Raw genomic sequence first — 23484 nt, 5'->3', positions numbered from 1 at the left:
ATCCGATCTATCTTTGTTGGAATTTTTGCCGATTCCGGCAATACTGACCGCCGAAACGCCATTTTTGGAAATTTCATGCCGAAGAAGACGCCAAGCTTTGACGCCGCGACCATCCGTATTCTCGATCTCTTGCAGCAGAACGCCGAGATCAGCACGGCCGAGCTCGCCGATGCAACCGGACTGTCCGCCTCTCCCTGTTGGCGGCGGGTCAACGAACTCAAGGAGAGTGGGGTCATCAAGGGTTCGGTCGCGCTCGTCGACGCCTTCGCCCTTGGCCTTGCGGTCAACGTGTTCGTGCACGTCTCGCTCAAGCAGCAGGACCGCGCCTCGCTCGATGTCTTCAGCACTGCCATCAAGACCAAGCCGGAGATCGTCGAATGTTACCTGATGACGGGCGAGTCGGATTACATGCTGCGCGTCGTCGTCGAGGATCTGATGAAATATCAGGCGCTCGTCGTCGATTTCCTGACGACAATCCCTGGCGTCTCCAGCATCCGTTCGAGCTTCGCGCTCAGCCAGATCAAATATACGACCGCGTTGCCGACAGAGCACCTGCGCAACGCCTGAACATGCTTTGTCGGGCTATTCCTGAGTTTTGAGGTAGCTCAACACGGCATCGGCGATCAGCCCCTTGTGCCGTTGCATCGTCTCCGGCTCGCAAAGGTCACGGCGGAAGATCGTGCCGAACGTGTAGCGGTTCGAGACACGGAAGAAGCAGAACGCGCTGATCAACATGTGCACGTCGATCGGATCTGCCTTGCGCTGGAACACACCTTCGGCAACACCGCGTTCCAGAATGCCGGCAATGGTTTCAATAACCGAGACGTTGAGATCGCGGATCGCTTCCGAGCGCATCATATGGGCGGCGCGATGGATGTTTTCGATGCTGACCAGCCGCACGAATTCCGGGTTGGCCTGATCGTGGTCGAAGGTGGTTGAAATCAGGGTGCGCAACGCAGCCTCGGGCGCGAGGCTCGACAGTTGCAGATCGGCCTCCAGCGTCCGGATCTTGCGGTAGGACCGCTCGAGTACGGAGAGATAGAGCCCCTCCTTGCTTTCGAAATAGTAGTAGATCATCCGCTTGGAGGTTCGGGTCTTTTCGGCGATCGCGTCGACTCGGGCGCCTGCGAGACCATGGGTCGCGAACTCGTCCGTCGCGACGATGAGGATGTCCTCCTTCGTGCGCTGTGGATCGTTCTTGCGTCCGTTCTCTGCTCGCGCCGCCATGCCCAGTTGCTTCCTCACCCTTGATTTTCAACGAGAAACGGCCGTGGCCGTCACGCATTGGCCGCAGCTCCACTCCGCGTCCTGCCCAAAGTCTTATTGGGCTTGCCGGTTTCTTTCAAGACATGCCGCTTGACATTCGAACTAGTTCGTACATTTTGAAACGGCATCCTGGTCGCTTGGAGGAGAGATCGGCATGCCAGCCTTGCGCACGTGGATGTCCTGATCGATGACGCATGTCACAGACCGCAAGTCGCGGTTGATCGCCTGGGAGGAGCGAAATGGTGAGGATAATCGAATTCTGCTTCCTGATGCTGAAGGTCGCCATCGCGCTTCTACTTGCGGGCATGGTCGTGCTGGTCTTCGGAAATGTCGTGCTGCGTTACGCCTTCAACACGGGCATCACCTATTCCGAAGAACTGTCGCGCATCTTCTTCATCTGGCTGACCTTTCTCGGCGCCGTCATTGCCATGCGGGAACATGCCCATCTCGGCGTCGACTCGCTGCTGCGCCGATTGCCGCCGCTCGGCGCGAAGGTCGCCATTCTCTGCGGTCAGGCACTGATGCTGGGCGCAACATGGCTGATGATCAGCGGAAGTTGGACGCAGACGCTGATCAATCTGCATGTCGCAGCACCGGCGACCGGCATTTCCATGGGCTTCTTCTACGGCGCCGGCCTCGCCTTCGGCATTCCCGCCTTTCTGATCATCCTCTGGGACGCGTTCTGCGTGCTCACGGGTCGCATCGATGTGGCGACGGCCGAGTTCGTGCGTGACAGCGAGGATCAGGCCGTCCTCGACGACCACCCGACTCCTTCGCTCGCCCAACCCATCGCAAAGCCCTGAGGAGACGACGATGACCGTTACGATTTTCCTCGGCGCTCTGCTTGGTCCGATGGCCCTTGGTGTGCCGATTGCCTTCGCGCTGATCGTCAGCGGCGTCGCGCTGATGATGTATCTCGGCCTCTACGACGCCCAGATCGTTGCCCAAAACGTACTGAACGGCGCCGACAGCTTCCCGCTGATGGCTGTGCCCTTCTTCATGCTCGCCGGCGAAGTAATGAACACCGGCGGCCTGTCGCGGCGCATCGTCGATCTTGCCATGGCCTTGGTCGGCCATATCCGCGGCGGGCTCGGCTTCGTCGCCATCTTCGCCGCCTGCATCATGGCGAGCCTCTCCGGCTCGGCCGTCGCCGATGCCGCAGCGCTCGGCGCGCTTCTTTTGCCGATGATGCTGAAATCCGGCCACGACCCGGCCCGTGCCGGGGGTCTGCTCGCCTCGGCCTCGATCATCGGCCCGATCATTCCGCCGTCGATCGGCTTCATCCTCTACGGCGTCGTCGGTGGCGTCTCGATCACAAAGCTGTTCCTTGCCGGCATTTTCCCCGGCCTGATGATTGCAGCTGCCCTCTGCGTGACCTGGCTGATCGTGTCGCGCAAGGAGCAGCATCAGCTGCCGCCACGCCAAAGCGGCGCCATCAGGATGAAGACCTTCATCGACAGTCTCTGGGCGCTCTTCCTACCTGTTATCATCATCGTCGGGTTGAAGTTCGGCGTGTTCACGCCGACGGAAGCCGGCGTCGTCGCCGCCGTCTACTCACTGTTCGTGTCGATGGTGATCTATCGCGAGCTGCCGCCGGCCAAGCTGTTCCACGTTTTCGTGGCAGCGGCGAAGATAACGTCCATCGTGATGTTTCTGGTTGCCTGCTCGGCCGTCTCTGCCTGGCTGATCACGGTTGCCGACGTCCCCGGCGACCTCGCCGCCCTGGTCGAGCCGCTGATGGACAACCAGACGCTCCTGCTTTTGGCGATCATGGTGCTCGTCGTCGTGGTCGGCACCGCCATGGACATGACCCCGACCATCCTGATCATGACGCCCGTGCTGATGCCGATCATCAAGCAGGCGGGCATCGATCCGGTCTATTTCGGCGTGCTGTTCATCATCAACAACTCGATCGGCCTGATCACGCCGCCGGTGGGCACGGTGCTCAACGTCATCTGCGGCGTTTCCAAGCTGAAGATGGAAGACCTCATGAGGGGGGTCATGCCGTTCCTGATCGCCGAGCTGATCGTCCTGTTCCTGCTCGTCTTGTTCCCGCAACTGGTGACCGCGCCGGTCTCCTGGTTTGCGCGATAGGCCCAAAAAAACACATGCAGAGTTCAACCGGCCGGTGGGAGAACCCGGCCAAATCTGGGAGGAAAACATGTTCAACCGACTGATGAAAATGGCGCTCGGGCTCGCCGTGCCGGTAGCGCTGATCGCAGCGAGCCCGGCGCTGGCCGAGATCCGCGAGCACCAGCTCAAGTTCGCCGCCGCCAACAACAAGGGCCATCCCCAGGTGATGGGCATGGAGAAGTTCGCCGAACTGGTGAAGGACAAGAGCGGCGGCAAGATCGAGGTCAAGCTGTTTCCGGGCGGCGTGCTCGGCGGCGACGTGCAGACCGTATCGGCGCTGCAGGGCGGCGTGATCGAAATGACAGTTCTGAACGCCGGCATCCTGGCAAGCAACGTCAAGCAGTTCGGCGCCGTCGATCTCCCCTTCCTGTTCAACAATGGCGAAGAGGCCGACAAGGTGATGGACGGACCCTTCGGCACCGGCCTAGCCGATCTCTTGCCGGATACCGGTCTCGTTGGGCTGGGCTATTGGGAGCTCGGTTTCCGCAATCTCACCAACAATCGCCATGCGGTCACCAAGCTCGAGGACATCAAGGGCCTGAAGATCCGCACGATCCAGTCGCCGATCCCGATCGAGCTCTTCAACAATCTCGGCGCCAATGCCGTGCCGCTGCCCTATACCGAGCTCTATACCGCGCTCGAGACCGGGACGGTCGACGGCCAGGAAAATCCGGCCGCAAACATTCTCAACGCCAAGTTCTATGAGGTGCAGAAGTACATGACGGTGACCCGTCACCAGTACAATCCGCAGATCGTGCTCATCAGCAAGAAATTCTGGGACGGTCTCAACGACGAGGAGAAGGCAGTGTTGCAGACCTCGGCCACCGAGGCCCGCGACTATCAGCGCCAGGTCTCGCGCGAGTTCGACGCCAAAGCGATCGCCGACATCAAGGCGACCGGCATGGAAGTCAGTGAGCTTTCGCCGGAGGAAACCCAGAAGCTGCGCGACGCCGTCAAGCCGATGATCGAGAAGTTCAGCGCCGAAATCGGTCCCGACACTGTCGCAGCCCTGTTCAAGGAGCTTCAGACGCTTCGCGGCCAGTAAGCCTGCCGCCGGCCCGCTTTTATGCGGGTCGGCAACCAACCGATTGATGAAAGCCGTCGAGATGACTGAGACCCTTCTGAAACCGTTGAAAGCCGGATTGATCGGCGCCGGCATTCAAGCCTCGCTCACACCGGCCATGCACATGCGCGAAGGTGCGGCACAGGGCCTTACCTATGAGTACGAGCTGATCGACCTGACGCAGCGCGGCGCGAGCCCGGGCGACCTGCCGCAGTTGCTGCGGGAGGCCGAACAGCGGGGCCTTTGCGGATTGAACATCACGCACCCGTGCAAGCAACTGGTCATTCCCTTTCTCGACGAGCTGTCCGACGAGGCCCGAGATCTCGGTGCTGTGAACACCGTCGTGCTCAAGGCGGGTCGCCGCATCGGCCACAACACCGACTGGTGGGGATTTGCCGAAGGCTTTCGCCGCGGTCTGCCCGGAGTAGCGCTGTCGCACGCGGTGCAACTCGGCGCCGGCGGCGCCGGCGTCGCGACAGCCTACGCGATCCTATCGATGGGGCTAACTTCACTGACGGTGTTCGACCGGGAGATCGAGCGCGCAGAAGCACTGGTATCCAGCATGTCGCCGCTGTTTCCACAAGCACACATTGTTGCCGGCACCGACCTTCCATCCGCTATGAGAGCAGCGGACGGCTTGCTCCATGCTACGCCAACCGGGATGGCGAAATATCCCGGCCTGCCACTTCCAGCCGAACTGCTCGAACCACATCATTGGGTGGCGGAAGTCGTCTATTTCCCGCTGGAAACCGAACTGCTGACTGAGGCCAGGCGGCGCGGCTGCAAGACGCTCGACGGCGGCGGCATGGCGGTGTTTCAGGCGGTCGGCGCCTTTCGTCTGTTTACCGGGCGCGAGCCGGATGCGGCCCGCATGCTTGCCCATTTCAAGGCCCTGACCGCCTGACGACAGGGCATCGAAGGAGACACGCATGAAAACCTCGATCGCGACCGTCTCTCTGAGCGGCGACCTGCGCAGCAAGCTGGAGGCGATAGCAAAGGCCGGCTTCGATGGCGTCGAGATCTTCGAGAACGATTTTCTGGTTTTCGATGAAAGTCCGCGCCAGGTCGGCCAGATGGTGCGCGACCATGGCCTGGAGATTTCTCTGTTCCAGCCGTTCCGCGATTTCGAGGGCATGCCGGAGCCGCTCAGAAGCAGGACGTTCGACCGTGCGGAACGCAAATTCGACCTGATGCAGGAGATGGGAACCGACCTGGTGCTCGTCTGCTCCAATGTCTCTCCCGCCGCACTCGGCGGTCTTGACCGGGCTGCCGCCGATTTTCGCGAACTGGGGGAAAGGGCGGCCAGGCGGGACTTGCGGGTCGGATACGAAGCGCTCGCCTGGGGACGCCACATCAACGACCACCGCGATGCCTGGGAGGTGGTGCGCCGGGCCGATCATGCCAATGTCGGCCTCATCCTCGATAGTTTTCACACGCTGGCGCGCAAGATCGACGTCAACTCGATCCGATCCATACCCAAGGAGAAGATCTTCATCATCCAGCTCGCGGACGCGCCGCTGATCGACATGGACCTGCTCTATTGGAGCCGGCACTTCCGCAACATGCCGGGCGAAGGCGACCTGCCCGTTCTCGAGTTCATGCGAGCTGTCGCGGCCACCGGCTATGACGGCTATCTGTCGCTCGAGATCTTCAACGATCAGTTTCGCGGCGGCTCGGCGACGGCGATCTCGGTCGATGGCCAGCGCTCGCTGCTCTATCTCGGCGACCAGGTCCGGCGGACTGAGCCCGACATTGCCCTCCCCGTTCCCGAAATGCCGGCTCGATCAGGCGTCGAAGGCATTGCCTTCATCGAATTCACCATCGACGAAAGCGAAGCACCGCAATTCGAGGCGCTGATCCGCACACTCGGCTTCCGCAAGGCCGCTCGTCACAAGACGAAAAGCGTCACCGTCTTCCAGCAGGGCGATATCAGGCTGGTGATCAACACGGAAAGCCGCGGCTTTGCCAACTCTTCTTACCTGGTTCACGGCACTTCGGCCTATGCGATGGGCCTGCTCGTCGACGATGCCCGGGCCACGCACCGGCGGGCGCTGGCGCTCGGCGCCGAGACCTTCGCCCAGCCGGTGGACGAGGGCGAGATCGAGATGCCAGCCGTTCACGGGGTCGGCGGCGGCATCGTCTACTTCCTCGATCGCCACAGTGACCTCGGCAGCATATGGGACGTCGAGTTCGATCCGGTCGACGACCTCAGCGCGACCTCGGCCGGGTTGTCATCGATCGACCACATCGCCCAGACGATGCACTACGACGAACTGCTGACGTGGCTGCTCTTCTATACCTCGCTGCTGGAAGCCCATAAGACCCCGCTTGTCGACATCATCGACCCCTCGGGCATCGTGCGCAGCCAGGTGGTAGAGAACGCCGCCGGATCCCTGCGCATCACAATGAATGGCGCCGAGAACCGCAACACGCTTGCCGGTCGTTTCATCGCCGACACGTTCGGCTCGGGTATTCAGCATCTGGCCTTCAAGACGGACGATATCTTCAGGACTGCAGACGTGCTTGCAGAGCGCGGCTTTGTCTCGCTGACGATCTCGCCCAACTATTACGACGACCTCGAAGCCCGTTTCGGGCTCGATCCGCATTTCACCGAGCGGCTGAAGGCGCACAACATCCTCTACGACAAGGACGAGCACGGCGAGTATTTCCAACTCTACAGCCCGACCTTCTCTGGTGGATTCTTCTTCGAGATCGTCGAGCGGCGCGGATACCGCGGCTATGGCGCGGCCAACGCGATCTTCAGGATCGCAGCACTTCGCAAGTTTCTGGAGCCGGCCGGCATGCCTCGCGCATAAGCGTCAGGTATGCGCCGGGCGTGCGCACCGAGAGATGCGTTCGCACTGCAGGGATGCGTCCGCGCCCAGGGGATTGACGTCCCGGTGGATCGCGGCGCCACCTCGTCGATCTTCGGCATCAAACGCCACATGCTGCCAGGCGGCGCTCACGGTTTGCGCATCGCGCTACCGTGCGTCGAAAGCCGACGTAACAGTTACAGAAAGGCGATTTACTCTTCAAAGGAAGAGCTTTCCTGACTAGTGTGCGGTTGAGCAGACCACGTGGGACTGAACCTGGCCTTGTTGCTGAAAGGACCTGGCATGACCGTGCCGAAAGTCGCCTTCTCTGTCTTTTCCTTCCTTCTGGCAATCACATTCAGTTTGTCGCCCGCTCACGCGCAGCAGGCGCCGGCCGTGGTCGTGGCGCCCGCCAGGATCGTCGACCTGCGTGAAAGCGTCGATCTGACGGGCCGCGTCGTTGCGACCCAGAAGGTCGACATCCGCGCACGCGTCGCCGGTTTCCTGGAGGCGGTCGATTTCAAGGAAGGGCAGACGGTAACGGCCGGGACCATGCTCTATCAGGTCGAGGACGGCGCCTATCGGGCGGCGGTACAGGAAATAGAGGGTTCGATCCAGGCGGCCGAGGCCCAGCGCGATCTTGCCGTGCTCGAACGAGACCGTGCCAAGCAGCTGATCACAAGCAATACGATCTCCCAGGCCAAGGTCGATACCGCTAACGCCGAAGTCAAGAAGGCGGAGGCGGAACTCGTACGGCTCAAGGGCAGCAAGCAGAGCGCCGACCTCAACCTCTCCTATACCAGGATTACCGCCCCCTTCGACGGCGTGCTGGGCCTGACGACCGCCGATGTCGGCGCACTGGTCGGCCCGGATACCGGGCCGCTTGTCACGTTGACGCGGCTCGATCCGATCTATGTCGTCTTTCCGGTGTCCACCTCGCTGCTCCTGACCTACCGGGAGCGGGTGCAGAAGGGCGAGATGCCCGGCGGCGCCAATGTCGCGCTGACCTTGCCCAACGGTACCGAATATCCGCTGAAAGGCACCATCGACTTCATCGCCAGCAACGTCGCGCAAGGAACCGACACCGTGACAGTGCGCGCGCAGTTCGACAACCCGAACTCCCTGCTGCTCGACGGCACCCTCGTGCGCGTTATCCTTGAGCAGTCCGACAAGCAGGACGTTCTGGCGGTGCCTGAGCAGGCGGTCCAGCGCGACCAGCAGGGCGCCTTCGTCATGGTGGTCGATGCTGCCTCCAAGGTCGAGCTGCGCCGCATCGACGTTTCCCGCTCCGCTCGCGGCCTCTCCGTGGTGAGCAAGGGGCTCAAAGAAGGCGAAAACGTCATCACCGAAGGTGTCGGCAAGGTCAGACCGGGCATCGTCGTTGACGCGGCAGCGGCGACGGGTGGCTGAGCATGATCTCCGAAATCTTCATCGATCGCCCGCGTTTTGCTGCCGTCATCTCGATCGTCCTCACGCTGGCGGGCCTGATCGCGCTCACCCGGCTGCCGATCGCGCAGTTTCCCGACATCGTGCCGCCACAGGTGAGCGTCACCGCAAGCTACCCCGGCGCCGGCGCCGAGGTGGTCGAAACCACCGTCGCCCAACCGATCGAGAGCAAGATCGTCGGCGTCGACGACATGCTCTACATGAAGTCGACGAGCGGCGCTGACGGTTCCTACACGCTCACCGTCACATTTGCCGTCGGCACGGACCCCGATATCGCCACCGTCAACGTGCAGAACCGCGTGTCGCTTGCCGAGGCCGGGCTACCGGCGGAGGTCAAGCAGACCGGCGTCAGCGTGCGCAAGAAATCATCTGCCCTGATGCAGGTGATCACCATCTACGGCAAGGACGACAGTTTCGATTCGCTGTTTCTGTCCAACTACGCCACGATCAACCTGATGGACACGGTCAAGCGGGTTCCGGGCGTCGGGGATGCCTCGCTGTTCGGCGCCAAAGACTATGCCATGCGCATCGTGCTGGACATCGACCGCCTGACCAATCTCAGTCTGACGCCGACCGATGTGATCAACGCGCTGAAGGCGCAGAACGTCCAGGCGGCAATCGGCCGGATCGGCGCGCAGCCGATGACCGACGATCCGCTGTTTCAGCTCAACCTGCAGACCCAGGGACGTCTGACCGACCCCGCCCAGTTCGAGAACGTGGTCCTGAGGGCCGAGCCGGACGGGTCCTTCGTGCGCATCCGCGATATTGCCAAAGTCGAACTGGGTGCCGCGAGCTCCGACTCGAGCGCCCGCTTCAACGGCAAGCCGGTTGCGATGATCGGCACCTACCAGGCACCGGGAGCCAATGCGCTTGCGGCCGCCGAAGGCGTCAAACAGGCGATGGAGCGCCTTTCCCAGTCGTTTCCTGAGGGACTGACCTATTCCGTCTCCTACGACACGACCCAGTTCGTCGAGGCGAGCGTCGAGAATGTTGTGCATACGCTGCTGGAAGCGTTCGTACTCGTCATCATTGTCGTCTTCCTGTTCCTCGGCAATGTCAGGGCGACATTGATCCCGCTCGTCGCCGTGCCCGTCGCGCTGATCGGCACCTTCGCGATCATCCTTGCCATGGGCTTTTCGCTCAACACGGTGTCGCTGTTGGCGATGGTTCTGGCGATCGGCATCGTCGTCGACGACGCGATCGTGGTGGTCGAGAACATCGAGCGCGTGATGGAGGAGAACCCAGGCATGCAGGCGCCCGAGGCGGCGCGTCTCGCCATGGGCGAGATCACCGGAGCGATCGTTGCCATTACGCTCGTCTTGCTGTCGGTATTCGTTCCCGTCGCATTCATTCCGGGATTGAGCGGGCAACTGTTCCAGCAGTTTGCCGTGGCCGTATCCGTGTCGATGGTGATCTCCGCCATCAATGCGCTGACCTTGAGCCCTGCACTCTGCTCCATCCTGCTCAAGCCGCATCACGGGCCGAAGCGCGGCGTCCTCGGCTGGCTCTCGCGGCGGATCGATAACGGCCGCGATGGCTATGTCCTTGTCGCCGGGCATATCGCCCGTCGGGCGATCCTCGGCATCCTGCTCCTGGCCGTCGCAATCGGCGCCAGCGGCTGGCTTTTCCGTGTCGTGCCGACCGGCTTTCTGCCAAGCGAAGACCAGGGCGCCTACTTCACCGAAATACGGCTGCCGGAGGGCGCGTCCTACAACCGCACGGATGCGGTTGTGCGCGACGTCGAAAAGATGCTCGGCGGCATCGATGGTGTCGCCGACGTCATTACGGTTACCGGCTACAGCTTCCTCGATGGCCTGGCCAAATCGAACAGCGCCTTTGCCATCGTCACGATGAAGCCGTTCGCCGAGCGGACCAGCGCGGCCAGTTCCGTCGATGCGGCGATCGCAACGACCATGGCCAAGGGCACGGCCGTCCGCGGCGCGCAGATCTTCGCGTTCAACCTGCCGCCGATCATGGGCCTCGGCACGGGGTCGGGCTTCGAATACCAGCTGCTCGACCTGCAGGGCCGCCCGCCCGCAGAGCTCGCTGCAACCGCCGGCGGCCTGATCGTCGCCGCCAATCAAAATCCGCTGCTTGGCCCCACCTTCACCACCTATTCCGCAAGCTCGCCGCAGCTCTATCTCGATCTCGATCGGGATCGCCTGCAGGCGCTCGGCGTATCCGTGAGCGACCTTTTCAACACCCTGCAGGGAACGCTCGGGTCCTATTACGTCAACGACTTCAACCTCTTCGGACGAAGCTGGAAGGTCAATCTGCAGGCGGCCGAAGCCGACCGCAGTTCGGTCGACGACATCTCGCGTCTGCACGTCCGCAACGCGTCCGGTGGCATGGTCCCGGTCGCCTCGGTCGCGCGCGTCGAATACGTCATCGGCCCGCAGTCGATCGTGCGGTACAACAACTATCGCTCGATCACGCTCAATGGGCAGCCCGCCCCTGGCGTATCGTCTGGCGAGGCGCTCGCCGCGATGGAAGCCCTGTCGGCAACGACCCTGCCAGCGGGCTACAGCTACGAGTGGACCGGCACAGCCTTGCAGGAGCTTGAAGCGGCGGGACAGACGACGGCTATCCTCGCGCTTGCGGTGCTGTTTGCCTATCTGTTCCTCGTCGCGCTCTACGAAAGCTGGACGATCCCGGTCCCTGTGTTGCTGTCGGTGGCCGTCGGCGTCGCGGGCGCCCTGGTCTCGGTTCTCGTGGCGGGCTTGTCGTTCGACATCTACGCCCAGATCGGCCTCGTCGTGCTGATCGCACTCGCCTCCAAGAACGCGATCCTGATCGTCGAATTCGCCAAATTCCATCGCGAGAAGGGTGCTGGCATCGTCGAGGCCGCGGTCGAAGGCGCACGCGCCCGCTTCCGCGCGGTGATGATGACGAGCTTCGCCTTCATCGTCGGCCTCGTCCCTCTGGTCACGGCGCAAGGGGCAGGCATGCTGAGCCGGCGGGCCGTCGGCACGGGGGTCGCGGGTGGCATGCTTGCGGCCTCGCTGATCGGGATCTTCATCATCCCTGCCCTCTATGTCGTGTTTCAATCGTTGCGCGAGCGCGGCCATCGGCTTGCCGGTCTTTCGACCACAGGCGGGGTGCACGCACCGGCAACGACGAGCGATACCGAGGCCAAGCATGTTTCCGCGGAGGACGACGAACAAGCGCGCCCGGCCACAATCGAGCAAGGCAGTCCCTAGAGCGTTTCCGGTTTAAGCGGAGTCGTAGAAACGCTATATCTCTTTGTTTTTACGCATTTCCTGACGGAAAACCGCTTCGCACTTTTCCTGGAAATGCTCTAGAGGGAGGGCCGGTTCAGCAACAGGCTGAGATAAAGGCGCCTGCACGCGGCCGGATGACACGGCGGTCGTCAATCCCCCCCGGTGCACCGTACAACTGCTTGACAGCCTGCGCGAAACAGTGGAAAAATATCACCATGGGGTCGCGATCACCCCACGAGGCGACAGCCGAAGTATCGCGTCCATTCAACCGCTCAGACGGAGGACGCGTTATGCCGTCACCTCTTGAAATTTCCCCGGACAAACTTGCCCGCCTCATTGGTACTCCCAAATGTCCCGCGCTGATCGATGTCAGGATCGGCGAGGATTTCGATGCCGATCCGCGCTTGATCCCCGGATCGCTCCGGCGCGACTACCGGCTCGTTGAGAACTGGGGCAACGACTTCGCGGGACGATCCGCCGTCATCATCTGCCAGCGCGGCAAGAAGCTGAGCCACGGGGTCGCCGCCTGGCTGCGGCACGCGGGAATTCCGGCCGATGTCCTGGAAGGCGGCTTTGAGGCCTGGGTCGAAACCGGCTATCCGTCCGTGCCCGTCTCTGCTGTGCCGAAACGTCAGACGAACCGACACACGCTCTGGGTCACGCGCGCGCGCCCGAAGATCGACCGCATCGCCTGCCCCTGGCTTATTCGGCGCTTCGTCGATCCAAACGCCGTCTTCCTGTTCGTGGCACCCGCCGAAGTCGAAGCTGTCGCGGACCGCTTCGACGCCACGCCCTTTGACATCGACGCCCCGATCCGTTGGAGTCATCGGGGCGACCTCTGCACCTTCGACGTGATGGTCGAAGAATTCGGATTGGCAACGGAGCCGATGTTGCAGCTGGCAACCATCGTGCGGGGCGCAGACACCTCGCGCCTCGATCTCGCTCCAGAGGCCGCCGGCCTGCTTGCGGTTTCGCTCGGGCTCTCCCGCATGTATGCAGACGATCATGAGCAGTTGCAGGCAGGCATGCTGCTCTACGATGCCTTCTACCGCTGGTGCCGCGATGCGACCGGTGAAACGCACAACTGGCCCACGCCGAAAAAGGGTGCATGAAATGACCGATGTCGTTCACACCGCCGACGCCAGCAAGGCGTCGGCGCCCCATGGCCACGGCATCTCGCTTGCGGAAGCGTTCTGGGTCTGGGTTCGGATCGCGGCCCTGAGCTTCGGCGGCCCGGCGGGCCAGATCGCGGTGATGCATCGCATCCTCGTCGACGAGAAACGCTGGATCGGCGAGCACCGTTTCCTGCATGCGCTCAATTACTGCATGCTGTTGCCCGGTCCGGAGGCGCAGCAGCTGGCAATCTACATCGGCTGGCTGATGCATCGCACCGTCGGGGGCCTCATCGCCGGCATATTGTTCGTGCTTCCGGGCTTCCTTGCCATCCTGGCCTTGAGCTACGTCTATGCCGCCTTTGGCAATGTCAGCGTGATCGAAGGACTGTTCTTCGGGTTGAAGGCGGCCGTGCTTGCCGTCGTCGTCCAGGCGGTTTTCCGCATCGGCAGCCGGGCGCTGAAAAACAGGCTGATGATCGGTATCGCGGCGATAGCCTTTGTCGCGATCTTCTTCTTCCGCGTCCCATTCCCGCTGATCATCCTGACGGCCGGCATTGCCGGCTACATCGGCGGACGCCTGGGCTCGCCGCTCTTTCGCATCGGCGGAGGCCACGGCAAAACAACCGGGCCGATCCTCAAGGACGAGGATTCGGCCCTGGGTGAACAAACACCGATCCACGCCCGCCCCAACCTCGCCTGGTCGATGAAGGTGTCCGCGGTGTTTCTCGCCCTATGGCTCGCGCCACTGGCGCTGCTGTTTGCGCTCGTCGGGCCGGACAGTGTCTTCACCGAAATCGGATGGTTCTTCAGCAAGATGGCGGTCGTCACCTTCGGGGGTGCCTATGCTGTGCTCGCCTATGTCGCGCAGGAGGCCGTGCAATATTACGGCTGGCTCAAACCAGGCGAGATGCTCGATGGTCTCGGCATGGCGGAAACAACGCCTGGCCCCCTGATCATGGTCGTCCAGTTCGTCGGCTTCATGGGCGCCTATCGCGACCCCGGCACGCTTTCTCCGATGACGGCAGCGACGCTGGGCGCGCTGCTGACGACGTGGGTGACCTTCGTGCCCTGCTTCCTCTGGATTTTCCTCGGGGCGCCCTTCATCGAGAAGCTGAGGGGCAATGTCGCGCTGACCGGCGCCATGTCGGCCATCACTGCTGCGGTCGTCGGCGTCATCCTCAACCTTGCGGTCTGGTTCGGCCTTCACACGTTGTTTTCGCAGGTCGTCCCGTGGAGCGTCGGCAGCCTTGCGCTCGATGTGCCTGTCCTGAGCTCGCTAGTGCTGCCGTCACTGTTGCTGACGCTTGCGGCGGCGCTGGCGATCTTCCGCTTCAACACCTCGGTGATCGCGACATTGCTGGCCTCGGCGCTCGCCGGCATGATGTGGGTGCTTGTCACTGCATAGGGTCGTGGCGTGGGACACCGTGGAAACCTGTGAGTATGGCCCTCCCGTTGCGGCAATCAGGCCGCAACACTCCCGGTCGACGGCATGTTGGCGTCCCCCCAGGTCTTGAGCGCAAGGATGACGGGCTCCAGCGTGCGGCCACGTTCCGAGAGATCATAGTCGACCCTGGGCGGAACCTGGGCGAACACCTTGCGCGTGATCAGGCCGTCGGCCTCCAGCTCGCGCAACTGGTTCGTCAGCATGCGCTGGGTAACGTTCGGCAGCTTCCGGCGGATTTCGTTGAAGCGCATGGTGCCCGACATCAGGTGGTAGAGAACGACCCCCTTCCACTTGCCGTCGATCAGGCTGAGCGTCGCTTCGACGGCACATCCCGGACTGCAGTCGAAACGATCGTGGCGTGTGCGTCCCATCCAATGGTATCCTTTTCGACACTATGGGCTTTTTATGTGCGTTCTTGCGATCTTGCAGCATAGTGCGCATCTTGGCCACGTTCAACCGATGGAGCATTCAATGCGAGCCGTAGCCTACCAAATCCCCCAACCGATCGAAGCCGAAACGTCGCTGGTCGATATCGAACTGCAGCGCCCGGAACCCGAGGGCCGGGACATCCTCGTCGAAGTCAAGGCGATCTCGGTCAATCCGGTCGACACGAAGATCCGCCGCGGAGTGAAGCCCGAACCCGGACAGTGGAAGGTGCTCGGCTGGGATGCCGCTGGTGTGGTCAGCGCCGTCGGGCCGAATGCGTCCTTCTTCAAGCCGGGCGACGAAGTCTTCTATGCAGGCGCCATCAACCGCTCCGGCACCAACGCCGAATTTCATCTGGTCGACGAGCGTATCGTTGGCAGAAAGCCGAGGTCGGTGGATTTTTCTGCCGCCGCCGCCCTGCCGCTGACTTCGATCACCGCATGGGAAATGCTGTTCGATCGTCTTGACGTCACCCGCCCGGTCGCAGGCGCTGCAAATGCGATCGTCATCATCGGCGGCGCCGGTGGCGTCGGCTCGATCGCGATACAGATCGCACGAGCGCTGACGGACCTCACTGTCATCGCCACTGCGTCTCGCCCCGAAACGGTAGAATGGGTAAAATCGCTCGGCGCCCATCACGTTGTCGATCACCGGCAGCCGCTTGCTGCACAAATCGAAGCCCTCGGGCTTGGCCAGCCGGGCTTCGTGTTCTCGACGACCAATACCGGCGATCACCTTGATCAGATCGTCGAGCTGATCGCGCCCCAGGGACGTTTCGGCCTGATCGACGACCCCAAGCAACTCGACGCGCTTCCACTCAAGCGCAAAAGCATCTCGCTGCATTGGGAGCTGATGTTCACACGCTCGCTGTTTGCGACCGCCGATATCGAGAAACAGAATGTCCTCTTGAACAGAGTGTCGGATCTGGTCGACGCAGGCAAGATCAAGTCCACGCTCAACGAGCATTTCGGGACGATCAATGCGGCCAACCTGAAGCGCGCGCACGCGGTAATCGAGTCCGGTAGGGCCAAGGGCAAGATCGTGCTCTCCGGTTTTTAGACGAGCGGGCGAAGCGCCGCCTTCCTCTTTCGCAAAAGCATGATGCCTGCTGCGAAACCGCCCCATCGGGGCGGCCACGGCCGGCGTGTGTGCGCAAAAAGATCAAAAGAGGTCATGGGGAGGAGGCTGCCTCGACGACCGTACTTGCCGCCTGCTCCAGACCCGACGCCATCCCGCCAACCGAGCCTCTCGCGCCGCCAGGCGTCCCTATCCACAAGGATTGCAATGATGACACATTCCGCCGAGAAGGTGATTTCCTTGGCAATACTGACCGCAGAACCCGGCAAACGCGACGCATTGCGTGACGGGCTGCTCGCCCTGATCGAGCCGACCCGCAACGAGCCCGGCTGCCTCGACTACGTCCTGTTCGAAATGCAGGAAGAGCCGGGCACGTTCTACATGCGAGAAGCGTTCACAGACGGAGCCGCCCTCGACGCGCACTTTCAGACGCCGCACTTCCTGGCATTCGCAGCGACGGCGGATGACCTGCTTGCCCGCCCTCTGCAGTTGGTGTTCCTCAACCAGGTTTCTACCTGAGAAAAATCGAAGTTTCGTCCTCGACGATGTGCCGTACCAAACCGTTCGCAGGGCGTTTCCGCATTCGACAGTAGCCCGCTTTCCCCTGGCGATCACCACTCTGCGATTGCCCGTCGGCCAGAGATCGAATTGCACGCAAAGGCGTGTCACGCGTCGGTCACGCGCAAACAGATAAGAGGCGTGTTACTACAACCATACCCGCAGCGGCGCGAGTGTTTGTCGTCAATCGCCGTATGGTTTGAGCAAGATCATGCAACGCTATCTTTTTCACATCCACCTGGCAGGCGTTACCAGCCGCGACAAAGTCGGCACCCTGCTTGCCAACGATAGCCAGGCCGTCGAACACGGCCGCCTGGTGGCGGACGAAATTGCTGAGGAGGATGACTATCATGGCGTCATCGTCGCGGTAGAGAATGCCGAGGGTCGGCTGTTGGCGCGGCTGACGGCTTCCAGAGCGATGCCTCCCTGGCTGATCGCGAGATCGAAGTTCGAGCATGCCTGGGCGGAAATGAGCATCGATTTCAGTAAATTGTAATGTAACAGCAAGATTTCAGCACGAAAACTATAGGCATCTGGCTACAGCGCCGCGCGTCTTATTAGACGCGCAAAGGTCGCTGTAGCACTTTGAATGGCTGCATGTTTTTATCCTTAAATCGAATACGATTTGAGGAAACATGCGGTGGGCAACTCGCCGGCAAGGTGGAAGAGGCATCGATGATGCCTCTTCCTTCGATGTCGTCTCAGAATGTCGCCTTGGCACTCAGGATGAAGGAGCGGCCGGGTTCATAGAGTGGCGTGACGGTGCCGAATTCCTGACCGTAGGTGGCGCGCTCTGAGTAGGTCTCGTCGAAGATGTTGTTGATCTCGGCGCGCAGGGTCAGATTGCTGTGGCTCGGCGGCTGATACTCGACGAAGGTGTTGAACACCTTGTAGCCCTCAAGAGGCGGGGTGCCGGCGGCAACATCGTCATTGTCGAGTGCGATCTCGACATCGCCGCCGATGGTGACACCCCAATCGATGAAGCTGTGCGCGGCCAGGAGCGTGATGAACTGACCGGCCGGGGCCGCCAGATAGATACCGGTGTCGGAGTCGGCCGGCTTGCCGTCGATCGAGACATCGATATTGGCGTATTTGACCTTGAAGTAACCGTCGCCCCAGTCGTATCCGGCACCGAGCTCGAAGCCCTTCGAGCGCACATCATGATTCTCGATGGCCCTTGCGACCGCGTATTTGGCTGTGCGTGCGTCGTCGATATCTGTGTGGAAGAGGCTGCCTTCCACGGTGAAACCGTCATGCTTGGCGACAAGGCCGAAGGCATAATTGTCGGCCGTTATTGGCTCCGGGCCGGTTCCATAGTTCCAGTTCGGGTTCATGATGAAGTTTTCGGCAAGCGGGACGCCGGCCCAGACGTGGGAGTAGCCGGCTTTGGCCGTCAGCAGGTCCTCGATCAGATCATATTCGCCGGAGACGTTGCCGCTGAAACCGGCATTGTCCCACTTCTCATTTGTGGTGCCGGTGAACCATTGCTGGTCGCCGCGCGCACCGAAGGAAAGCCGGGTGCGTTCCCAGGGTTCGAGCCGCGCCTGCGCATAGATGCCGACATTTCGCGCGCGCTCGGTCGAGGCATCGAAGCGATCTTCGAGTTCGGCCTTGTCGTTGTAGAAATCGACGCCGGCGGTGATGCTGCCGAGATCGAAGCTGAACTTGTTTTCGAACTTGCCGTTGAAGCTGCCGGTTTCGCCGGCGCCGGGATAGGGGACCGATATCGTGCTTGGCGGCACCGGGCGAGGAAAGATCGGGATCTCTAGCCGCGTCGAGCTGTAGGCCAACACCACGGTTGGATCCCACCAATCCTCAGGCGTGCTGTCGGTATAGGAGAAGACCGTGTTCTGCCGGTCGAGCGTATAGTCGCGCACGCGCGGTTCCCACGGCGGGCGGCCCGAGATGAAGCCGGTATTGGCGCGGAACGGGCGCGGGGCGTCGTCGTAGACGCGTTCATGGCTGATCTCGAAACGATCACCACTCTCGAACTCGTATGCCACCTTGCCGAGCCCGCTCAGGAGATCGGTGCGCGTTCCCTCGACGATGCTGCCGTTGCCGGATTTGAACTCGTCCCCCTTGGCAAAATTGAAGTAGCCGAGAAATTCGAGCCCTTCCTGCATGCCGTAGGCGGAGATTCCGGTCTGGAAGGTTTTGCTGTTGAAGTTGTAGTTGGAGCTGACGAAGCCGCCATAGCCGTCGCCGTCGAGCAGGTCGCGGGCATCCTTCGTTTCATAGGCAATGGCGCCGCCGAGCGCGCCTGGTCCTACATCCGCAGGCGCGATGCCGGCATCGACGCGCACGGCCTTCAGCAGGCTCGGATCGATGAGGTTGGTTGCGTTGTGATGGAAGACCTTGTTGTTCTGGCGGCCGCCATCCATGGTAACGGCGAGATTGTTTTCCTCGATGCCGTGAACATAGACCTTCTGCGACATCGGCAGCGAGCTACCAACCTCGATCCCTGGCTCGCCGCGGAAGACGTCGGCGATATTCGCCGGGTTGAGAAGTTCGAGCTCCTTCTGGCTGATGACGATTTCACCGACGCCGGTGGCGTCCCCGAATACCGAAATCGGATCAAGCGCCGTAGAGCCGTCGGCCGGCGCCACTGCCGCGCCGCCACCGGCCGTCCCTGTCCCGATCACGGCCGTTCGCCCGCCGGAGATGCGATACTCGATGCCCGTGCCGGAAAGCAGCCGTGCAAGCGCCTCCTCCGGCGCGTAGGAACCGACGACCGCCTTGGACATGACGCCACGGGACACCGAAGCGGCAAGCGTCACCTGCAGGCCCGATTGCCGGCCAAAGACGTTGAGCGCGTCGGCAAGCGGTTGTGCCGGCACGTTGAAGTTGCGATCGGCACTCACTTGTGCCAGTGCATCCTGCGCAAATGCCGGGCTCGGCCAGTTCAGCGACGAGGCCAGGCAAATCGCCATTGCCGTCGTTGCCATCAGCCGTCCCATCGGACGCCCGCCGTCGTCGCCCCAATTCAAACGACGGGATCCCTTGCGGCCTTGCGATATGCACATCGTAGTCTCATCTCCTTGAATTGCGCTCCGTTGCCGAGCGCTTTTCAACAAAGACGAGGACCTCAGTTTCTTTTCTCAGAAAAATTGAATTTTATTGTCAGGATTTTCAGTATTGCGTCAGGACGCGACCATAGGTCGAAAAGGTGCGGACGCGGCCGCCATAGGGTTCGACCAGCGCCTTCAGCGCACCGTCCGGATCATGAAGATCATACAGACCGGTGACCTTAAGACCCGCGAGCTTTCGGTCCGGCACCGCTATCCACGCCGAGTGGTAACGTTGAAGCTGCTCGGCGACCGCACTGATGGACGCATCCTTGACGAAGATCCGGCCGCTGCGCCAGGCGGCGACCTGATCGGGCTGGATGGTGTTGCGGGTAACCGCGCCGTCGCTCGCATTCACGACAGCCATCTCGCCCGGAAGCAGCCTGAAGTCCGACGTTTCCCTGGCGTCCTCGACCGAGACCTGAACGACGCCTCTTTCCAGCTCGACGGTCGTTTCCCCTCCCGCAAGCCGAACGTCGAAGGCGGTACCGACGACCAGAACCGTGACGCCTCCGGCCTCCACCGTAAAGGGCCGCGCCGGATTATGCGCGACATCGAAAAACGCCTCACCGGAAAGCAACGTGACGTGGCGCCCGGCGGCGGTCATCTCCGTCTTGATGGCACTGTCGCCGCCAAGCTCGATGAGCGTTCCATCCTCCAGCGTCACTCTGGCATTCTGGCCGGTGGCGGTGATGTGATCCGCCTGAAGTCGGATCAGCAGCGACGGGCCGGCAAGGACGAGGAATAGGGTCGCGGCAATGGCAGCGACTGCGCTCATGACCGGGCGGCGCCAACGACGCCTGGTGATCGAAATGACGTTGGCGCGCGCCGCGCCTGCCCACAGATGTTCATGGGCCGGAGCCGCTTCTCCCATCAACTGCCAGGTCCTCAACGCATATTGCCAGGCCCGCTGATGATCATCAGAGCGATGCAACCACCGCTGGAAGTCGGCGGTGAGCTCGGGACAATTCGGCTCACCCTTCAGCCGCAGAAACCAGTCCATGGCTTCTTCCAGTGTAGCGGCTGCGATTTCCTGATCCTGGGTCAATATATCCTACGCCGGTCTGGGCCTCTTCCGAGGCACTTCTACCCGAACATTCCCTCTTTTGACAAAGACGAATGACGCGCTTTTTTTTCTCAGGGAGCGACCACTTTAAGTCGCGTTGACCAGAAGTGCCGTGGCAATCTTCATCATCGCTGCCGTGACGTAACGATGGGCGCTGGCTGTCGATATGCCCAGATGCGATGCCACTTCTTCAAGCGTGTAGCCGCCGAAGCGGTGCATCTCGACGGCGACCCGCGCCTCGACAGGCAATTCCGAGAGCATCTGCGAAATCCGGCGAACGTCGTCGCACAGCAAGGTCGATTGTTCCGGCGTCGGCACGTCGGCAGGAACCGACCAGAACGGCACATCGTCCTGGTGGCCGATCGCGGCCACCTTCCGGCGCCTCAGCACATCGAGCGAGAGGTTCCTGACCGTGCGGTAGAGATAGGCGAGGAGCTGGCCTTTTGAAACCGTCCGGGTGCTGGAAGGCAGAAACCGGACAAACGCATCCTGGACGATATCTTCGGCAGCATCGCGCGAGCCTAGCAGGCGGACCGCATAGGCGATGAGCGCCGGACGATGGGCAATAAAGATATCGACGCGCGTTTCGGATTGGGTCTCGGTCGTCATAGGATCCTGGCCGGGAGCGGGTTCGTCCGCGGCGACTGCTTTGCGCGAACGGGCGTAAAATTGGAAACATGTCTATAATAGTCAAGTTTAAAATTCGGTCAGCGGCGAACTTTTCCCAGAGAAGAACGAGGGTGTGTCTCAATCGCCGCCATCGTGCACGCCACTACGGTTGGGCGCGGCAGGCGCCACGGACGGCCTGCAGACGGCCGGTTTTAGAGACGCGAGATGGCTATCGCAAAAACCAAGGGCATCGTCAAAGCCTTGCGCCATTGGCGTTTGTGGCAATCCTGTAGCATGAAAATTTAGCCGCCCCAGCAGCTTGGTCTTTGATGGCCGCAGCGCCGCCACGTGAAGCGAAACGCGCATCCAGCCAGACGCGCGCCGGTCACGTGCAGAGCACGACATGTGACGATTGATCTCGGCGGGAGGTCATTATTGGCCGCAGCGCGTGAAATCCGATGGTTGTTCGCTGGCGTCCGGCCAGTTCGAACAGGACGCTGCGGCTTCGCACGACGCATCAATCGACAATCAGTGCGAAGACCTCAAGGATCATCGCCGCGAAGCGTGGGCCAGTGCCGGGGTGTTTGGCAACGGGCTTGCTGCAGGCCCCGCCATATTGCCGTCTACGGATTGGCGGCTAGCCCCCCATTGTCTTTCGCATGGTATCGCCACTGACGACGAGCCCCTTCTTTGCCGCGTCTTCCGCAAGCATCTCCCAGCTGTTTCTGATCGTTGTCGCCATCTGGATCCAGGATCGGTCGATGCCGTTCGCCTCAAGCGTCTCGATCAGCACATCCATTCGCTCGACGCACTCGTCAATATTCAGGTGCAACCGGGATAGCTGGTCGAGCGTAATGCCGGGATGATCCAACAGCCTTGGTATGGTTGTCGCCGCCTTTTTGACGAGCTCGTCTTCTTCGATCAACGAACGCTGCCACGCCTCACACATCGCTGCCCCCAACTCTTACTCAGAACAACAGGATCGACGCAGGCACGACACGGGTCAACGCACCAAGACGGGCATCAAGGCGGCCATACATCCGTCATACGGTGGAACCTTAGTCCCTCTAGACAGGTTGCGCGCGTAAAAAGAGCGGGAACGGACACGGGCGATACCGACGACACATTTTCCCGGCGAGTTTACCGACATCGCGCGACACCGATCGCAATGGCGTCAAACGACCGTGATCTGATTTCGACCGTTGCGCTTGGACTGATAAAGGCCCTCGTCAGCCCGTCGCAAAATATCGCCGATCGTCGCATCCCTTCGGGACATTTCGGTGAGACCGCCGCTGATCGTAGAGAAAAGCTCCAGCCTGTTCTGCAGTTCAAGCGAGATTTGCTGGCGCAGCTTGTCCGCGATCGGCTCGCCCTCGTCGAGCGTCGTCGCCGGCATCAACACCACGAACTCGTCGCCGCCGAGACGTGCCAGCACGTCGTCAGACCGCAGTGCCCGCCGGCAGCCGGTGGCAATCGTCGCCAGCAGCTCGTCGCCGACGGAATGCCCCAGTTCGTCATTGACTGCCTTGAAATTGTCGACGTCGAACATCAGCAGGCATGTCGGACGGCGGGTGCGCGTGGCCAGATCGAACTCGATCGCAAGCACGTCGAGCAGTTTTCGGCGATTGAAGAGGCCGGTCAGCGGATCGGTTTCGCTTTGTTGGCGCAACTGATGCTCAATGGCGTTCTTCTCGGTGATATTGCTGGCAACCCAGACCACGGCGTCCTCGCCGTCGACAGGAAAATCGAGCGCCTGGACCCGGCCTTCAAACCAGATCGGATGATCGGGCCCAGCATCTTCAAGGCCCTTAACGTCGCTTCCGGCGAGGCTGTATTCGACGATGTGCAATGCCCGGGAGCCGAGCGCCTTTTCGATTTCCAGCGCAAACCACAGCGCCTTGTCATGGGCAAGGACGTCAAAAACGCTCTGACCGACAAGACTGCTGCCATCGTGATAGTAGCGGTGATCCGCCCCACCGAACAGGGCCGCATAACGGCCGCTGCGCGTCAGGATGAACGCCGGGTCGGGCAAGGCGGCAAGAATGAGAGTGAGCTGATCGCGGGAAAACCGCACCTCGTTCTTCACAGGTGCATCCGCGGCGGCACGACTAGGCGATACGCTCATGACGATGACATCCATGCATTATCTTCTTCCCTTGTCTCCTCGGCCCATAGACGAAAG

20 protein-coding genes are annotated in these 23484 nt (G+C 61.6%); 13 read left to right on the top strand and 7 right to left on the bottom strand.

Annotated features, from left to right (window positions below):
* Positions 1-75 precede the first annotated feature (75 nt).
* Positions 76-567 (top strand): Lrp/AsnC family transcriptional regulator, encoded by a 492-nt coding sequence (locus ASD52_RS02780; RefSeq protein ID WP_025429380.1) that lies wholly within the window; start codon positions 76-78, stop codon positions 565-567.
* Between the two features lie 15 nt (positions 568-582).
* Here the strand turns inward: ASD52_RS02780 and ASD52_RS02775 are convergent, their stop codons facing one another.
* Positions 583-1227 (bottom strand): TetR/AcrR family transcriptional regulator, encoded by a 645-nt coding sequence (locus ASD52_RS02775; RefSeq protein ID WP_057222798.1) that lies wholly within the window; start codon positions 1225-1227, stop codon positions 583-585.
* 278 nt (positions 1228-1505) lie between these two features.
* On the opposite strand from ASD52_RS02775, the gene ASD52_RS02770 reads away from it, so the two are divergent.
* From ASD52_RS02770 to chrA, 9 genes are all read left to right on the top strand, one after another.
* A complete protein-coding gene (locus ASD52_RS02770; protein ID WP_025429382.1) occupies positions 1506-2069 on the top strand; it encodes a TRAP transporter small permease in 564 nt (187 codons plus the stop codon).
* A gap of 10 nt (positions 2070-2079) precedes the next feature.
* Positions 2080-3360 (top strand): TRAP transporter large permease subunit, encoded by a 1281-nt coding sequence (locus ASD52_RS02765; protein WP_057222797.1) that lies wholly within the window; start codon positions 2080-2082, stop codon positions 3358-3360.
* Positions 3361-3427: 67 nt separating this feature from the next.
* On the top strand, positions 3428-4444 hold the full coding sequence (locus ASD52_RS02760) for a TRAP transporter substrate-binding protein (RefSeq protein ID WP_057222796.1): 1017 nt from the start codon (positions 3428-3430) through the stop codon (positions 4442-4444).
* A 61-nt stretch (positions 4445-4505) separates the two neighbouring features.
* Positions 4506-5366: a shikimate dehydrogenase gene (locus ASD52_RS02755; RefSeq protein WP_057223367.1), complete on the top strand. Its 861-nt coding sequence runs from the start codon at positions 4506-4508 to the stop codon at positions 5364-5366.
* Between the two features lie 25 nt (positions 5367-5391).
* Entirely contained in the window at positions 5392-7278 is a 1887-nt protein-coding gene (locus tag ASD52_RS02750) for a sugar phosphate isomerase/epimerase and 4-hydroxyphenylpyruvate domain-containing protein (protein WP_057222795.1), read from the top strand.
* A gap of 300 nt (positions 7279-7578) precedes the next feature.
* Positions 7579-8685 (top strand): efflux RND transporter periplasmic adaptor subunit, encoded by a 1107-nt coding sequence (locus ASD52_RS02745; protein ID WP_025429388.1) that lies wholly within the window; start codon positions 7579-7581, stop codon positions 8683-8685.
* Positions 8686-8687: 2 nt separating this feature from the next.
* Entirely contained in the window at positions 8688-11921 is a 3234-nt protein-coding gene (locus ASD52_RS02740) for a multidrug efflux RND transporter permease subunit (protein ID WP_025429389.1), read from the top strand.
* Between the two features lie 311 nt (positions 11922-12232).
* The gene (locus tag ASD52_RS02735) at positions 12233-13054 is read left to right on the top strand and encodes a sulfurtransferase/chromate resistance protein (protein WP_025429390.1); all 822 of its coding nucleotides are present in this window, start codon (positions 12233-12235) and stop codon (positions 13052-13054) included.
* A gap of 1 nt (position 13055) precedes the next feature.
* Positions 13056-14462 carry a chromate efflux transporter gene (chrA, locus tag ASD52_RS02730; RefSeq protein WP_025429391.1) on the top strand — a complete coding sequence of 469 codons (1407 nt, stop codon included), beginning with the start codon at positions 13056-13058 and terminating at the stop codon, positions 14460-14462.
* 56 nt (positions 14463-14518) lie between these two features.
* On the opposite strand, the gene ASD52_RS02725 is transcribed toward chrA, so the two are convergent.
* Positions 14519-14872 carry a winged helix-turn-helix transcriptional regulator gene (locus tag ASD52_RS02725; protein WP_025429392.1) on the bottom strand — a complete coding sequence of 118 codons (354 nt, stop codon included), beginning with the start codon at positions 14870-14872 and terminating at the stop codon, positions 14519-14521.
* A gap of 100 nt (positions 14873-14972) precedes the next feature.
* Between ASD52_RS02725 and ASD52_RS02720 the strand changes: the two genes are divergently transcribed.
* The 3 genes from ASD52_RS02720 to ASD52_RS02710 all read left to right on the top strand — a co-directional run bounded on the left by ASD52_RS02720 (position 14973) and on the right by ASD52_RS02710 (position 17058).
* Entirely contained in the window at positions 14973-15986 is a 1014-nt protein-coding gene (locus ASD52_RS02720; RefSeq protein WP_025429393.1) for a zinc-binding alcohol dehydrogenase family protein, read from the top strand.
* A gap of 228 nt (positions 15987-16214) precedes the next feature.
* Positions 16215-16523: a putative quinol monooxygenase gene (locus tag ASD52_RS02715; protein ID WP_025429394.1), complete on the top strand. Its 309-nt coding sequence runs from the start codon at positions 16215-16217 to the stop codon at positions 16521-16523.
* A gap of 238 nt (positions 16524-16761) precedes the next feature.
* Positions 16762-17058 carry a hypothetical protein gene (locus ASD52_RS02710; protein WP_156612860.1) on the top strand — a complete coding sequence of 99 codons (297 nt, stop codon included), beginning with the start codon at positions 16762-16764 and terminating at the stop codon, positions 17056-17058.
* A gap of 205 nt (positions 17059-17263) precedes the next feature.
* Here the strand turns inward: ASD52_RS02710 and ASD52_RS02705 are convergent, their stop codons facing one another.
* The 5 genes from ASD52_RS02705 to ASD52_RS02685 all read right to left on the bottom strand — a co-directional run bounded on the left by ASD52_RS02705 (position 17264) and on the right by ASD52_RS02685 (position 23442).
* Positions 17264-19507, bottom strand: coding sequence for a TonB-dependent receptor (locus tag ASD52_RS02705; protein WP_081789011.1), 2244 nt, complete (start codon positions 19505-19507; stop codon positions 17264-17266).
* A 184-nt stretch (positions 19508-19691) separates the two neighbouring features.
* A complete protein-coding gene (locus ASD52_RS02700) occupies positions 19692-20630 on the bottom strand; it encodes a FecR family protein (RefSeq protein WP_057209970.1) in 939 nt (312 codons plus the stop codon).
* Between the two features lie 150 nt (positions 20631-20780).
* Entirely contained in the window at positions 20781-21302 is a 522-nt protein-coding gene (locus ASD52_RS02695) for a sigma-70 family RNA polymerase sigma factor (protein WP_025429398.1), read from the bottom strand.
* 637 nt (positions 21303-21939) lie between these two features.
* Positions 21940-22251 (bottom strand): hypothetical protein, encoded by a 312-nt coding sequence (locus tag ASD52_RS02690; RefSeq protein ID WP_025429399.1) that lies wholly within the window; start codon positions 22249-22251, stop codon positions 21940-21942.
* A gap of 225 nt (positions 22252-22476) precedes the next feature.
* The gene (locus ASD52_RS02685; RefSeq protein ID WP_244497406.1) at positions 22477-23442 is read right to left on the bottom strand and encodes a GGDEF domain-containing protein; all 966 of its coding nucleotides are present in this window, start codon (positions 23440-23442) and stop codon (positions 22477-22479) included.
* Positions 23443-23484 lie beyond the last annotated feature (42 nt).

This window comes from Ensifer sp. Root142, assembly GCF_001426785.1.
In the GTDB taxonomy this organism is placed as follows: domain Bacteria; phylum Pseudomonadota; class Alphaproteobacteria; order Rhizobiales; family Rhizobiaceae; genus Ensifer; species Ensifer canadensis.
The sequence above is the reverse complement of the archived record's forward strand: the minus strand, read 5'-3'. Positions and strand labels throughout refer to the sequence as shown.